The following is a 15,154-nucleotide window of genomic DNA, read 5'->3' as shown; positions in this document are numbered from 1 at the left end:
TTTTAATTATATAAGAAAGGAATAAAGTTTATGAAAATTGTTATATATCAAACTAGTGATTTACATGGGTATATTTATCCTACAAACTATGTAAAAGATCAACCATTAGGTTTTTTAAAAATTGCTAGTTATATATTAAAGGATGAGAAAAAATTTGATGCATCTTTAAAAGTAGACTGTGGTGATTTAGTTCAAGGTTCCGCACTTACACATTATTTATCTAAACAAAATATAAATGAAAATCCTATAATAAAAGGATTAGAAGCTATAAATTATGATGTTTATGTATTAGGAAATCATGAATTTAATTATGGATTAGATTACTTAAAAAATGCATATAGCTTAGTATCTGATAAGATAATAAATGCTAATATAAAAGGTCTTCCTTTTGATACTAAACCATATAAAATATTTGAATTTGGAAATTTTAAAATAGGATGTATAGGCTTTACAACTTCTTATATACCTAATTGGGAGCAAGAAGTAAATATAAGAAATTTAGATTTTTTAGATCCTGTAAAACAATATAAAAAGTATGAAGAAGAATTAAAAGATAAATGTGATTTTATAATAGTTTGTTATCATGGAGGATTTGAAAAGAGTTTAGATGAAGATATGACTCCAACAGAAGCACTTACAAAAGAGAATCAAGGTAGTGAACTATTAGAAAACTTTAACTCTATAAATATGATATTAAGTGGACACCAGCATCGTGCATTTATAACGAAGATAAAGAATGTAATTTGTTCTCAGCCAATGAATAATGGACAAAGCTTTTCCAAAATCATTATAGACACTGATAATAAGGATATAACTTATGAATTAGTAGATGTTAGTAGTTTAGATAATGAAATAGATAATAAACTAGAAAATATATTTAAAGATACACAAAAAGATTTAGAAGTTTATTTAGATCAAGTTATAGGAGAATTTGATAAAGATATGAAAGTAGATGACATATTTTTAGCAAGATTAAAAGGTCATCCTTTTATAAATTTCTTACATCAAGTTCAGTTAGATGTTTCTGGTGCTGATTTTTCTGCCTTATCTGTATTTGACAGTGCTATAGGATTTTCAAAGAAGATATCTATTAGGGATGTTTTGATAAATTATCCTTACCCAAATACATCAAAGGTACTTTCTATTACAGGAAAGCAATTAAAAAAAGCTATTGAAAAAAGTGCAACTTACTTTGTAATTGAAGATAAAAAAGTAGTAGTAAATAAAGAGTTTCTTGTTCCAAAAGTTCAACATTATAATTATGATACTTATGGTGGTTTAGATTATAAAATAGATTTATCTAGAAATTTTTATGACAGAGTTGTTTATATGAAAAAAAATAATAAGGATATTTCTATGGATGAAGATTATACTATTGTTTTAAATAACTAGAGCTAGCAATACATCTATTTATCCTGCATATGAAGGGTGTAAAGTAGTTAAAGAAATTAATTTAGATATGAGTGAGGTAATTATTGATTATATTCAAAAAATAGAAATTATTGTTAATGAAAAAAATTACTTTATAAAAGCTAATTTTTTGATATTGAATATATATATATTTACATGATATTATATATCAAATAATATATACGAAAATTAGAAGAGGTAAAGAATGAAGTTTATAAGAATAGAAGCAAAAGAAGATCCTTATCATGATGACGCAATGAATATATATATAAATAGTTTCCCTATATTTGAGCGAAGGACAGAAAAGATCAAATAGATGTATTAAAGAATGAAAAATATAAATGTAATGTTGTCTGTGATAATAATAAAGTAATAGGGATATTATTTTATTGGGAAATTAATAGTTATAGGTATATAGAGCATTTTGCAATAGATAAAAATTTAAGAGGAAAAAGTTATGGAAGTAAAATATTAAAAGAATTTTGTGAAGAAAATAAAACTACTATATTAGAAATTGATATGCCAGTAGATGATATATCAATTAAACGATTAAACTTTTATTCTAATTTAGGATTTAAGATACAAGAATTTGAGCATATTCATCCTCCTTATAGAAAAAAATATGATGGACATAGATTGAAAGTAATGAGTTTTGATAAAAATCTATCTAAGGTAGAATATGATGAATTTTGTATATTTTTAAAAAGCGTAGTAATGGAATATTCAGAATTTAATGACTAATATTATGATTAGAATAAGTTATAAGATGAAAGAGGTTAAATATACTTAATGTTGTATTTAAGCCTCTTTTTTAATCATAAGGAAAAAATAAATCTCAAGATAAACTTAATATGAGAAATTAGTTAGAAATATGATAAAATAATATCTTATGAAACTATAAAAAATAATGAGGTAGACATGACATCAAGGAATATTGACCACAAGAATAGAAAAAAGAAAAGATAAAAATAAGTAATATAAAAGATTTTAACAATGCTTTAAAAAAAGAAGGATATAATATAAATCAATTAAATGAAATGAATTATAAGCAAGAACTTGCAAGTATATTTAATGTAGATATAAGTCTAATAAATTATTTGTATCAGTGTATAGATAATTCTAAGGTTACTTATAGAGCAAGGGATGTTAAACATTTTATTGATTATGTGGAAAAAATATTAATATTTGAAAATGAAGATGAAAAGTCAAAGATTAATGAGTTGGAAGAAAAAATAAGCAAAGACTATCTATACTCCAAAGATATAGAATTATTAAAAAAGATGATTCTTTCTAAGCAAAGTAATATAGAAGAAAAGTATGATGATAAAACTCAAGTTAAAACAATATTAATGGATATACCAAAAAATTTAGATTCTAAATATATTAAACCAGAGAAAGGGTCAGTTGAGTATCATCAACATATAAATAGTAATATACCAAGAATGAAAAGATTATTAAGAAATATGAACAAATACATAAAATGTGAAGATGATAAAATTTTTAAAATAAATCAAAGTAATACTCTGCAGGATTCAATAAATATAGCGGTAGTAGAATATGATAATCAAGAATTTAAGGCAATAAGTGGTAGTAATGAAATTGTAGATTATTGTAAAGCACCGCCAATAGATAAGCAATTTTTTAGAAGTAGCAAAGTTAATAAGTTAGGAAAATTAGGCATAGGTTACAATAGAATTAATGACAGTGAAAAAAAGATCTTTGAAGAAATACATAAAAAAATACAATCTAAAGAATTAAGAAACAAAGGAAATCTTACGTTATATAGTAAGTGGGAACCATGCCCAAGTTGTTATTTTGTAATTAATCAGTTTTGTAATGAGCATCCAGATATAAATGTAAAAATAAAATATATTAAAAAATATGGAGAAGTGTAAATAAATTAGAATAAAAATATATTTATTTTTTATTAGATAATTTATTATATGTATTTAGTTTATATTTTATATTTGCATTATAATTCAATTTAAAAAATTGTGTATACATACAATCTAAAATGTATAATAAGGATAGCCTTGTTGAAAATGATGAGATTTTATTGAAATGGTTTTCATTTGAGCTTAGATATAATTGATAAGTTGCATATTTATTAAGAGGGTTTTCATTAGTAGAAGAAATTAAAATAATAGGTGTTTTATTATTTTTTAATATTTCAGCTATATTTTGCATTATAGCACCCCTTCCTTCAAATGATACTATTATTGCAACATGATTTTCATCACTACTAGAAGCTGTTAAACGCTGATGATATTCTTCTATAGGAACATTGATCAATCTTCCTATTTCTTGCATCTGGAACTTAAAATTTTCAGCAAAGTAAATATTACCAGCAGATGTATAAAAGTCTATATGCTTGGAGTCTTTTAACGCATTAGAAATTAAATTTAACTGATTAATATCTATTAAATTTAATGAAGATATAAGGGTTTGTTCATATAGTTCTTTCATCTTTAATATGACTTCATATTGTGTTTCATTTCCGTTAAAAGGATAGTTATAGTCGATTACGTTTTTTTCATTAAGATATTCATTAATAGATGAAGAAACCTGTATTTTTAAATCTGACAAACCTAATAAATCTAGCTTTTGGCATAATCTATAAATTGTTGAAGTTGAAATAAAGCAAGCATCACTAATTTCACTTGCACTCATTTTTATAAAATTCTCAGGATTATTCTGCATATACTTAGCTAATATTTTTTCATTTTCAGTTAAGCTAGTTAATTGATTTAATTTATTAAAAATGTTCATGAAGATCACCTCATGAACATTATACAGTATTTTGTAAAATTTTAGTGTTATAAATTTATCTAATTTAAATATTAATACAATCAAAATAATCACTTAATGCATGAGCAATACCATCATCTTCATTAGATAAAGTTATTTTATTAGATACAGACTTTAAATCATCAACAGCATTATCCATTGCTACTCCTATACCTACGTATTTAATCATAGATATATCATTGTGTCCATCTCCAAAAGCAATCATTTCATCACTTTTGTAACCCATAGGTACTAATACGCTATCTAGTGCCTTAGCTTTATCAATTCCTTTAGCTGTAAATTCAAAGTAGAAAGGTGAGGTAAACATACAACTTAAAATATCTTTAAATGGTTCCATTATTTCTATATAATTTTCTTTAAGGTACTTAGAATCACCAGCAGTTAAAATTTTATTTAAAGGATAGGTGGCAAAGCTAGCTAGATCGTGTTCTTCACATAACTTAAAGTTACCACCACGAGATTCGTACTGAATCACATTAAAAGGTTTACCATCATGTTCTATTTCATTATCAAAAACATTATTTACGTATAAGTAATCTTCTTTATCAATCATAGGCTTAACCTTAAATTTCTTTAGATGTTCTAGTACAGCTTGTCCATGTTCAATGCTAATAGTTTCATTAAATAAAACCTTGTTAGTTTGGCAATAAACAACTTTAGATCCATTAAAAGAAACTAAAAGACCATTATTTTTATCCATTTTCAATTCTTTAGCAAAATCTATTAAGCCAGATGTAGGTCTTCCAGAAGCTAAAACTAATTTTGCTCCTGATTTTTGTGCATTAATTAAAGCATCTTTAGTTTTTTTAGTTATTATTTTTTTATTATTAGTTAATGTTCCATCAACATCCATAATAATCACTTTTATATTATTCATAAAAATTCCCCCTGTCTATTTTAATTATATCGGTATTATTTTATAAATAAATATAATGAATTAAAAATGAATAATATATGTCAAAAACAAATAAGAAAATAAGAAAACAATGAAATAAATTTATCACAGAATAAAATAAACTTAACAAAAGTTAAATTTATAAATCTATATATATATTTATAATGATTATTGAAAAAAATATATATAATATCGAAAAATATACAAAAAGCTTATAATATCGAAAAATATACAAAAAGCTTATAATATGGAAAAAATATTAACAAAATATACTATAAAAGCATAATATATATGGATAGCAGTTAGAAGCTATCAATATATTATGGAGGTAAAATAATGGCTTATTATAGCGATAGAGATAATTATAAAGAGTATAAAAATGATAGAAATAGAGATTATGGATATAAATATGATGATTATGAAGAAAAAGGATATAAACATGGAGAACATGAATGCAATTATAATGATGTAAAAAGATATAAAAATTATAAAGAAGTACAAGGTAAAAAATGTAATATGAGAAAAGATAATTATTATGATAATTACTATACTAGATATAATAACTATTATACAAAAGAATGTAATCATGTAAAAGATTATTATAGAGATGTAAATATATATCATTATAGTCAAGAAACAATATATGAAGGATGTGAATATTTAGGATCAACTACAGTAAAAGATTGTGAAAAAGGATATGGACAAAAAGATGGACAAGACTTCGGTCCAAAATTTGAAAAAGGATATGGAGAAAAATATGAACAAGACTTTGGTCCAAAATTTGAAAAAGAATATGGACAAAAAGATGAATTTGATTGTGGATATAGACCTATGGATAAAGATGATGATAAATTAAAATGGAAAGATATGTGTCCTTGCAAAAAAGGTGGAGCATGGAAGTAGATTAAAATAAAAATCTAGTTTCATAGATTGAATATGTTCATCCTAAACATATAAGCTAAATATAAGTTTGAGTTGAATATTTAAATCTATACATGTCTAAAAAAGTAAAAAAATGAAAAATATATTAACAATATTTATAATAAAGTCATATTATATATGGATAGAAGTTAAAAGCTATCAAATATATATTATTATTATTATGGAGGTAAGACAATGGGTTATTGTTGCGATAGAGATAATTATAAAGAGTATAAAAATAAGGATTATAGATATAATGATTATGAAGAAAAAGGATATAAACATGATGAACATGAATGTAATTATAATGATGTAAAAAGATATAAAAAATATAGAGAAATACAAGGTAAAGAATGTAATATAAGAAAAGATAATTATTATGAAAATTACTACACTAGATATAACAATTATTATGTTAAAGAATGCAACCATGTAAAAGACTATTATAGAGATGTGAATATATATCACTATAGTCAAGAAACAGTATATGAAGGATGCGAATATTTAGGATCAACTACAGTAAAAGGCTGTGAAAAAGAACATGGACAAAAACCTGAATTTGATTGTGGATGTAAGCCTATGGATAAAGATGATGATAAATCAAAATGGAAAGATATGTATCCTTGTAAAAAAGATAAAGCATGGAAATAGATAGTATGAAAATAGATTAATCTAAGAATCTAGTTTCTTAGATTAAAATAAATTAAACCTAACTTATATTTTAAATATAAGCTAGGTTTAATTTTATTATTTAAAAAGCTTTATATATAACAAATACATATTCATTATAAACATAATTTTTAATTTTTAATTTATAAAATTTATTAATAAATTTATAGATAAAAGGTAATTTCAAGAATAAAAGTAAAAATGTACTATAATATAAAGAAAATGATAAGTCTATCAGTTAAAGAGTTAATGTATTAAAACTTATATAATTGGCATATAGAATTTATATTAAAAGGGGGAAATAATATATATGATATCTGTATATAAGAAAGGAGCGTATTTGCTTAAGGGTATGGAGATAGTATCAGAAGAAGATACAGAAAAAGTAAATTCGCTTAAATTAAATTTAAAAAAATATGAAGCTAAAAAAGGTACTATAACATATTCAATTTTAAGTAATCATAATATTTCAGATAACATGGATAGACTTAAGATTAAATTTGATGCTATGGCATCACATGATATAACTTTTGTTGGTATAATTCAGACAGCTAAGGCATCAGGGATGAGGAAATTTCCAATACCATATGTACTTACTAACTGTCACAACTCATTATGTGCAGTAGGGGGGACAATAAATGAAGATGATCACATGTTTGGACTATCAGCAGCTAAAAAATATGGAGGAATATATGTTCCTCCTCATATATCTGTTATTCATCAATATATGAGAGAAATGATGGCAGGATGTGGGAAAATGATTTTAGGTTCTGATAGCCATACTCGTTATGGAGCGCTTGGAACTATGGCTATTGGAGAAGGTGGTGGGGAGCTAGTTAAGCAATTACTATGTAGTACTTACGATATTAGTTACCCAGAAGTAGTAGGGGTATACTTAACTGGAAAGCCACAAAAAGGTGTAGGTCCACAAGATATAGCTTTAGCTATAATAGGTAAAGTATTTAAAAGTGGATATGTTAAAAATAAAGTAATGGAATTTGTAGGTCCTGGAATATCTAATCTTTCTGTTGATTTTAGAAATGGAATAGATGTTATGACAACAGAAACTACTTGTTTAACTTCTATATGGAGAACCGATGAAGAGGTTAGAATGTACTTAAAAGTTCATAATAGAGAAGAAGATTATGCTGAGTTAAATCCAGATGAAGTAGCTTATTATGATGGAATGATATACGTAGATTTAAGTATTATAAAACCAATGATAGCATTACCATTTCATCCGAGTAATGTTTATGAAATAGACTACTTAAATAATAATTTAAAAACAGTATTAAAAGAAATAGAAGAAGAAGCAAATAAATTATTTGATAACCAAGAAATTGAATTTAATTTAAAAGATAAAATAGTAGATGGTAAGTTAAGAGTAGATCAAGGAATAATTGCAGGTTGTGCTGGTGGAACATATAGTAATATAATGGAAGCTTCAAAAATAATAAAGAATAAAAGTTGCGGAAATGGAGAATTTTCTTTATCAATATATCCATCATCGCAACCTATTATGTCAGAGCTTATCAAAAGTGGAGCTGCAATAGAACTTATAAATTCAGGGGTAATAATAAAAACTGCTTTCTGTGGACCTTGTTTTGGAGCCGGGGATACTCCAGCGAATGGGTCATTTAGTATAAGACACACAACAAGAAATTTTCCAAATCGAGAAGGTTCAAAGCCAGGAAACAATCAGTTATCATATGTTGCATTAATGGATGCAAGAAGTATAGCGTCAACTGCAGCTAATGGAAGAATATTAACACCAGCTACTGATTTTGATATAGATTACTTAGATAATTATAGTTATGAATTTAATCAAATATCATATCTAAATAGAGTTTATGATGGATACAGTAAACCTAATAAAGAAGCTAAGTTAGTATATGGTCCTAATATAAAAGATTGGCCTAAAATGAGTAAACTTACAGACAATATATTATTAAAAGTTTGTTCTAAAATAATGGATGAAGTAACAACTACGGATGAGTTAATACCCTCAGGAGAGACATCTGCATTTAGGTCTAATCCCCTAGGTCTAGCAGAGTTTACACTATCAAGAAGAGATGAGAGGTATGTACCAAGAGCAAAAGAAATATATGAAGTAGAAAAGTATAGAATAAATGGCGGAAATCCTATAGAAAAGGATTTTGATTTGGCTGAAGCTTATAAGAAGATAAAATCAATAGATAATTTCAGTAATATAAATATTGAAGATATAGAAATAGGAAGCGTTATTTACTGTAACAAACCAGGTGATGGTTCAGCTCGTGAGCAAGCAGCAAGTTGTCAAAGAGTTATAGGTGGGCTCGCTAATATTTGTAAAGAATATGCAACTAAGCGTTATAGATCTAATGTTATAAATTGGGGAATGATACCATTTCAAACTAATGAAGAACCAGAGTTTAATATAGGGGATTATATATTTGTTCCTAACATAAGGCAATTACTAGATAAAGATATGGAGAATATAAAGGCTTATGTAATAGGAAATGAAGTAAAAGAAATAAACTTATATATATCTAATATGACATATGAAGAAAGAGAAATAATTAAGGCAGGATCTCTAATAAATTACAATAGAAGTCGTAACTTAGATACAGTTAAGGCACAGCATATTTAATCTTGATATGGAAGTTATTGAAATGGTGAATTTATAATAAATTCACCATTTTTTAATACAAATTTAATAGATAAGTAACATACTGTGCTAAAGCTTTCTTGATATACAGTGTACAGAGAATTTAATTTAAAAGAATTTAAATAATATATAATTTATTACAAAATAGGAAGAATATAAATAATGTAAGAAGTATGGATTATAGGAGGAAATAATGATTAAATTAAAAAATCAATTTTTATTAGCTACATATATAATGATATTTCTCTTGTTTATTATAAAGCCAGCGCTTGTACCAAGTATAATAAGTAGGATAATAATTGCATTTAAACCATTTATAATCGGTGGAGTAATCGCATTTTTAATAAATATACCAATGAAAATTATAGAAGAAAAATTAGTAAAACCACTTCTGAAAAGTCATAAGAAATATGAAAATTTATCAAGAACAATAGCGTTGGCATTAACTTTAATATTAATTTGTCTGGTAATAGCTGCGTTTATAAATTATATAGCGCCTCAACTTATAGAGAGTGTAACTACTTTAACTAATAGCATACCAGATTATATAAGTTCAGTTCAAAGTTTTATAATGGAAAAATCAGATAAATTAAATATATTTAATGATATTAAGATAGATATTCCTTCAATGGTTCAGAAGTCGATGTCTTATATTGGTAACTTAATGAATATGTTTATATCGAATTTATTTAACTTTACACTTGGTATTACAAATTTGTTTATTAATTTTTTCTTAGGAATAATAATAGCTATGTATATATTGCTTACTAAAGATACCCTTGCATTACAATTCAAAAAAGTTATATATGCATTTTTTAGTGAAAAAGTATGTGAGAAAATTATGTATATTTTAAAGTTAGCTAATCGTAAATTCTCTAAATTTATTTTAGGTCAATCTACAGATGGATTAATTCTTGGAACTATATTTTTTATAGTATTTTCATTTGTAAAAATACCGTATGCATTACTTATAAGCATAATGATACCTATACTTAATTTTATACCCATATTTGGTACATATGTAGGTATTTTGATATCAGCATTTATTATACTTATGGTAAAGCCTTCAGCAGTTATATTATTTTTAGTACTTATCATAAGTATTCAGCAGTTAGATGGAAAATTTGTATATCCAATAGTTGTTGGTAATTCTTTAGGACTTCCTTCGTTATGGATATTATTTGCAATTATAGTTGGAGGAAATTTATTTGGAGTTATAGGTATGATAATAGGCATGCCTCTTGTAAGTGTTATTTATGAGTTATTTGGAGATTATGTAAATAAGAGAATTAAGCATAAAAAGTAGTTATAAAATAAAAAAGTTATGATTTAAAATTAATAAAATCATGACTTTTTTATTTTAAACATTCCTAAAATATAAACTCCTAGTAGATGTAATTATGTTAATAAAATATAATGAATAAAACTTATAATAAAAGTATCATTAGAAAAATGATTTTCATATATTATAATAGGCTCAAATATGCCTAATTTTGCTACCTTTAATTAAAACTTATAGAAATAATACCAAATATATGGAGGTATAAATATTTGAATATAACAACTAATTTTTTAACTATAAATAAATATTCAAGACCAGGGACTAAGAGAAGTAAAACTACAAAAATAGCATGGCACTATGTTGCAAATCCTGGAAGTAGCGCATCAGCTAATAGAAATTATTTTCAAAATAGTAAGGTATATGCTAGTTCTCACTATATACTAGGATTAAAAGGAGAAATACTTTATATAGTTCCAGATGATGAGATAGCTTACACAACTAATAGTGCAAATAGCTATAGTATAGGTATAGAATGTTGCCATCCTACAAGTGATGGGCATTATAATGATGCTACTTATAACTCAATGGTAGAATTAGGTGCTTATTTATGTGAAAAATATAATCTAGACCCAACTGATGATATGATTAGACATTATGATATAACAAGAAAAATTTGTCCAAAATGGTTTGTAGATAATCCAAATGCTTGGATTAAGTTTAAAAATGATGTTAAAAATAAAATGAATAGAAGTACTTCAGATGATGATAATGGTAACATAATTCATATCTCACCTAATACAAAATCTGATTGGGTTAAAGAGTTACAAACTTATTTAAACAATGCTTATAGTGCAAAACTAAATGTTGATGGTTATGTAGGTCCGAAAACTTATGCAGCCGTAAAAAATAGAGTTGTAGGAAAAGGATATATAACGAAAGGAACTCTTGTATCTTTATTACAAGAAGCTTTAGGAGATTTAGATATAGATGGAAGTTGTGGACCTAAAACTATTGCTAGAATAAAAGAATATCAAAAAAATAATGGATTAGCTATAGATGGACTTTTTGGCCCTGACAGCTGGAAAAAATTGTTTAATATGTAATATAAATTTGTAGTATATAAGTAATAAAAAGAGAATCTATATTAAGATATAGATTCTCTTTTTATTGATTAAAAATAGATATTATGGTATATCTATTGAAGAGTATATATATTTATTAAGATATATTAAAAAGGAGAATTAGTATGAAGTTTAGGAGAGCAATTAATGAAGATGTGTTTGGTATAATGAATATTATCAATCAAGCTCAAGTTTATTTTAAAGAACAAGGGATAGATCAATGGCAAAACAACTATCCTAATATTGAAACTATAAATAATGATATTGAAAATGAATATAGTTATGTATTATTAAAAGATAATGAAATTGTAGCTACAGCAGCTATTTCTTTTGATGGAGAAAGTACATATGATTCTATTTATGATGGTGAGTGGTTAAGTAATGACGATTATGCTGTTATTCATAGAGTAGCAGTAGATAATGCCTATAAAGGATTAGGTTTATTATCTGAAATTATTAGATATGTAGAGAAAATTTGTTTAGACAAAGGAATTAATAGTATAAGGATAGATACACATGAGGAAAATATATCAATGCAAAGATCACTTAATAAAAATAGATTTAAGTATTGTGGATTGGTACTTTTAGACGATGGAAGTAAAAGAATAGCTTTTGAGAAGATTCTAAGTATATAATATAAAGAAATAATAAAATTTAATTTATTCATAGTTAAATAGAAGTCGGATACTATTGTTATGAGTGTAGTTAAGCTTGTGAGAACACAATCTTAACTACACTTTTTTATAACTTTAAATAAATTTCATAGAATAAGAATTAGAAATGTATGACAGTATAGAATTTATATTATTTTAGGTAAAAATAATATAATAATTAAGTAAATATATAGTAAAATATACTATAATTTATAAAAGGGGGGATAAATAAAATATGAGATGCACAACTTGTAAAAATAGATTAGATGAAGATGCTAAATACTGTAATAATTGCGGACAAGATATAAATTATACAATGATAAATAAAAATGAGTATATGTTAAAAGCTATAATAATAATACTTATAATTACAATATTAAGTATGACATTTACTATATTAAAAATTATAGAATATATGAAAACATCAGAAGATAATATTAGTAATAGTCAAAAGAGTCAATTTATAGAAGAGAGTAGCCAAGAAGAACAAAATCAAAAAAATTCTCAACATATAACTAATTTAGTAAGCACACAAAGAATTGAACAAATTAAAGATACACATATATCACAAGAAGAAGCGTTAGAAATTTGTAAACAAAAGTTAAGTAATATAATGGATACTACCTATTTTAATATAGGAACGGATGAATCTGGACTTAATAGTATTATAGAATTAAATGGATCAAAATATTATTGTGTATATATAATTAATTCAGATGAAGATATAGATTTTAGATTTTGTATAGATAGTATAACAAAAGAAGTATATTATTCAAATGAAGATAATTTTGATATTTTAATTCCTATAGAAGAATATATAGAGGAATGTAAAAAAGAAATAATCTAGAATATATAAAAGAAGAATATTTAAATAGAATTTATATAATAAGTAATGAAGAAGAAAGTGCTTTAGAAAAATTTAACAGTGGGCTAAGTAGTAAAGAGTATGGAGATATATTATATTCATTATATCAAAAATATGACTTAGTTTTAAATGAAATATATAATGATTTAGAAATATATTTACCTAGTGAAAAAATAAAAATTTTAAAAGATGAAAAAATAAAATGGATTAGTGAAAAAGAAGAAAAGTTAAATATAGAACATAGTGATTTAGAAGATAATTTAAGTTATATAGAAGTTAATGAAATGTTATGTAGTTTAACAAAAGAACGATGTTATGAATTAATTGAATGTATAGAATAATATAGTATACTTCCTTTTATTTAAAAATGAATAAATTCAAAGGGTTATAGGAGATAATAATAAAAGAATTTACCATAAATAGGAGGAAATAAAATGAACTTATTAAAAGATAGCATTACAAAAGTTAATTTAATGAGAGCTTTTGCAGGAGAAAGTCAAGCTAGAAATAGATACACTTTTGGAGCATCACAAGCTAAACAAGATAAATTAACTTTAATAGAGCAGGCATTTTTATATACTGCAGATCAAGAAAGGGCACATGCAAAAGTATTTTTTAACCATCTTAAGGAACTTTCTGGAGGAACTATACACATAGATGGAGGGTATCCTGTAGAGGTTTTTGATAATATAGTTCAGACACTAAGAGCTGCTCAACATGATGAATATCAAGAATATGAAGAGATTTATAAAAACTTCGCAAATACAGCTAGAGAAGAAGGTTTTATAGCTGTTGCTAATAGCTTTGAGCAAATATCTCAAATTGAAAAAACTCATGGAGATAGGTTTGGGGATTTTGCCCAAAAGATTGAAAGTGGAACATTATTTAAAAGTGATAAAGAAGAGCAATGGATTTGTTTAAATTGTGGTCATATTCATACTAGTAAAGAAGCACCTAAATCATGTCCTGTATGTCAACATCCACAAGGATATTTTATATTATATTCAAAATCACCTTTTGAAAACTAGAAAATAGTGACTTTGAAATAAAATACATAAATTTATAACTATTTTAAATATTTAACTTGAGATTGATATAAAAAAGAACTAGGTAGTTAGAATACTTAGTTCTTTTTTATATCAATTTTCATTTAATGAGTTTGTAAGATAAAGTATAATATTATATACTTTATAAATAAATATAACATATGGAGTGAAATTTACTTTTGAATAGTATAATATGTGAACGTAGAATATATCAAGATAATAACAAAGTGCACACTCATCCATATGGACAGTTGATTTTACCTATTAACGGAAATATTAATATAGAAACTAACTAAAAATTCTTAAGTATAGGAAATGAATCTATATTTTTTCTTCCTCCAAATTGTGAACACTTGTTTAATGCTAATAAAATTAATGAATTTTTAGTTCTTGATATACCGACTAATTATCTAAAAAAATGTGATATGAATAAAATAGATGGAGGTAAAGAGATTATATTTGATGATAAGTGGAAATCAATAAAGCATCTATTTTTTAGTGAGTCTCAAAAAAAGAAAAGCTCTTCTTCTATAAATAATTTATTCATGTATTGTTATGAAATGATAATTAATGAAAATGAATTTAAGTCTATTAAATATATAAATGAACATTATGCAAAAAATATTTCAATTAAAATAATATAGCAAAGTATAAAAAGTTGTATAAATATTTATTAACTTATCAATATATGTACAACTTTTTATGTTTTATCCATATTCCTAGTAGGAATATGGATAAAACATAAAATAAAAAACTAATTATAAAAATTAAAATTCAATAATCAATTATAAATAATCACCATGGTTTAGACCAAGGTGCATAGTAATACTCTTCATT

At 24.7% G+C, this 15,154-nt stretch carries 15 protein-coding genes and 1 pseudogene; 14 read left to right on the top strand and 2 right to left on the bottom strand.

What is annotated here, in order from left to right:
* Positions 1-30: 30 nt before the first annotated feature.
* The 4 genes and pseudogenes from EIH23_RS07900 to EIH23_RS07890 all read left to right on the top strand — a co-directional run bounded on the left by EIH23_RS07900 (position 31) and on the right by EIH23_RS07890 (position 3,305).
* Positions 31-1,392 carry a bifunctional metallophosphatase/5'-nucleotidase gene (locus tag EIH23_RS07900; RefSeq protein ID WP_243113352.1) on the top strand — a complete coding sequence of 454 codons (1,362 nt, stop codon included), beginning with the start codon at positions 31-33 and terminating at the stop codon, positions 1,390-1,392.
* Between the two features lie 330 nt (positions 1,393-1,722).
* Positions 1,723-1,929 (top strand): annotated as a pseudogene (locus tag EIH23_RS17190) (GNAT family N-acetyltransferase); the annotation flags it as partial.
* Positions 1,930-2,151 (top strand): hypothetical protein, encoded by a 222-nt coding sequence (locus EIH23_RS17095; RefSeq protein WP_243113351.1) that lies wholly within the window; start codon positions 1,930-1,932, stop codon positions 2,149-2,151.
* 296 nt (positions 2,152-2,447) lie between these two features.
* Positions 2,448-3,305 (top strand): deaminase domain-containing protein, encoded by an 858-nt coding sequence (locus tag EIH23_RS07890; protein WP_122639710.1) that lies wholly within the window; start codon positions 2,448-2,450, stop codon positions 3,303-3,305.
* 22 nt (positions 3,306-3,327) lie between these two features.
* On the opposite strand, the gene EIH23_RS07885 is transcribed toward EIH23_RS07890, so the two are convergent.
* A complete protein-coding gene (locus tag EIH23_RS07885) occupies positions 3,328-4,179 on the bottom strand; it encodes a MurR/RpiR family transcriptional regulator (protein WP_122639708.1) in 852 nt (283 codons plus the stop codon).
* A 64-nt stretch (positions 4,180-4,243) separates the two neighbouring features.
* Positions 4,244-5,095, bottom strand: coding sequence for a Cof-type HAD-IIB family hydrolase (locus EIH23_RS07880; protein ID WP_122639706.1), 852 nt, complete (start codon positions 5,093-5,095; stop codon positions 4,244-4,246).
* A 354-nt stretch (positions 5,096-5,449) separates the two neighbouring features.
* Between EIH23_RS07880 and EIH23_RS07875 the strand changes: the two genes are divergently transcribed.
* The 10 genes from EIH23_RS07875 to EIH23_RS07835 all read left to right on the top strand — a co-directional run bounded on the left by EIH23_RS07875 (position 5,450) and on the right by EIH23_RS07835 (position 14,961).
* A complete protein-coding gene (locus EIH23_RS07875) occupies positions 5,450-6,016 on the top strand; it encodes a hypothetical protein (RefSeq protein WP_122639704.1) in 567 nt (188 codons plus the stop codon).
* Between the two features lie 213 nt (positions 6,017-6,229).
* On the top strand, positions 6,230-6,685 hold the full coding sequence (locus EIH23_RS07870) for a hypothetical protein (protein WP_122639702.1): 456 nt from the start codon (positions 6,230-6,232) through the stop codon (positions 6,683-6,685).
* Between the two features lie 328 nt (positions 6,686-7,013).
* The gene (locus EIH23_RS07865; protein ID WP_122639701.1) at positions 7,014-9,332 is read left to right on the top strand and encodes a hydratase; all 2,319 of its coding nucleotides are present in this window, start codon (positions 7,014-7,016) and stop codon (positions 9,330-9,332) included.
* 211 nt (positions 9,333-9,543) lie between these two features.
* On the top strand, positions 9,544-10,656 hold the full coding sequence (locus tag EIH23_RS07860; RefSeq protein ID WP_122639699.1) for an AI-2E family transporter: 1,113 nt from the start codon (positions 9,544-9,546) through the stop codon (positions 10,654-10,656).
* A gap of 245 nt (positions 10,657-10,901) precedes the next feature.
* Complete coding sequence (locus EIH23_RS07855; RefSeq protein ID WP_122639697.1) at positions 10,902-11,735, top strand: peptidoglycan recognition protein family protein; 834 nt, start codon at positions 10,902-10,904, stop codon at positions 11,733-11,735.
* 143 nt (positions 11,736-11,878) lie between these two features.
* On the top strand, positions 11,879-12,388 hold the full coding sequence (locus EIH23_RS07850) for a GNAT family N-acetyltransferase (protein ID WP_122639695.1): 510 nt from the start codon (positions 11,879-11,881) through the stop codon (positions 12,386-12,388).
* Between the two features lie 253 nt (positions 12,389-12,641).
* Positions 12,642-13,253, top strand: coding sequence for a hypothetical protein (locus tag EIH23_RS07845; RefSeq protein ID WP_122639694.1), 612 nt, complete (start codon positions 12,642-12,644; stop codon positions 13,251-13,253).
* Positions 13,254-13,258: 5 nt separating this feature from the next.
* Positions 13,259-13,612: a lysozyme inhibitor LprI family protein gene (locus EIH23_RS17185; protein WP_442970289.1), complete on the top strand. Its 354-nt coding sequence runs from the start codon at positions 13,259-13,261 to the stop codon at positions 13,610-13,612.
* 93 nt (positions 13,613-13,705) lie between these two features.
* Positions 13,706-14,299, top strand: a complete 594-nt coding sequence (gene rbr, locus EIH23_RS07840) for a rubrerythrin (RefSeq protein ID WP_122639692.1) — start codon at positions 13,706-13,708, stop codon at positions 14,297-14,299.
* 371 nt (positions 14,300-14,670) lie between these two features.
* The gene (locus EIH23_RS07835) at positions 14,671-14,961 is read left to right on the top strand and encodes a hypothetical protein (protein ID WP_122639690.1); all 291 of its coding nucleotides are present in this window, start codon (positions 14,671-14,673) and stop codon (positions 14,959-14,961) included.
* Positions 14,962-15,154: the final 193 nt, after the last annotated feature.

The organism is Romboutsia sp. Marseille-P6047 (assembly GCF_900604535.1).
GTDB lineage: Bacteria > Bacillota > Clostridia > Peptostreptococcales > Peptostreptococcaceae > Romboutsia_E.
The sequence above is the reverse complement of the archived record's forward strand: the minus strand, read 5'-3'. Positions and strand labels throughout refer to the sequence as shown.

Excerpts from the sequence above, each read along its gene's own strand:
- EIH23_RS07900 (WP_243113352.1), top strand. The coding sequence starts at position 31 with ATGAAAATTGTTATATATCAAACTAGTGATTTACATGGGTATATTTAT.
- EIH23_RS17095 (WP_243113351.1), top strand. The coding sequence starts at position 1,930 with ATGCCAGTAGATGATATATCAATTAAACGATTAAACTTTTATTCTAAT.
- EIH23_RS07890 (WP_122639710.1), top strand. The coding sequence starts at position 2,448 with ATGAATTATAAGCAAGAACTTGCAAGTATATTTAATGTAGATATAAGT.
- EIH23_RS07885 (WP_122639708.1), bottom strand. The coding sequence starts at position 4,179 with ATGAACATTTTTAATAAATTAAATCAATTAACTAGCTTAACTGAAAAT.
- EIH23_RS07880 (WP_122639706.1), bottom strand. The coding sequence starts at position 5,095 with ATGAATAATATAAAAGTGATTATTATGGATGTTGATGGAACATTAACT.
- EIH23_RS07875 (WP_122639704.1), top strand. The coding sequence starts at position 5,450 with ATGGCTTATTATAGCGATAGAGATAATTATAAAGAGTATAAAAATGAT.
- EIH23_RS07870 (WP_122639702.1), top strand. The coding sequence starts at position 6,230 with ATGGGTTATTGTTGCGATAGAGATAATTATAAAGAGTATAAAAATAAG.
- EIH23_RS07865 (WP_122639701.1), top strand. The coding sequence starts at position 7,014 with ATGATATCTGTATATAAGAAAGGAGCGTATTTGCTTAAGGGTATGGAG.
- EIH23_RS07860 (WP_122639699.1), top strand. The coding sequence starts at position 9,544 with ATGATTAAATTAAAAAATCAATTTTTATTAGCTACATATATAATGATA.
- EIH23_RS07850 (WP_122639695.1), top strand. The coding sequence starts at position 11,879 with ATGAAGTTTAGGAGAGCAATTAATGAAGATGTGTTTGGTATAATGAAT.
- EIH23_RS07845 (WP_122639694.1), top strand. The coding sequence starts at position 12,642 with ATGAGATGCACAACTTGTAAAAATAGATTAGATGAAGATGCTAAATAC.
- rbr (WP_122639692.1), top strand. The coding sequence starts at position 13,706 with ATGAACTTATTAAAAGATAGCATTACAAAAGTTAATTTAATGAGAGCT.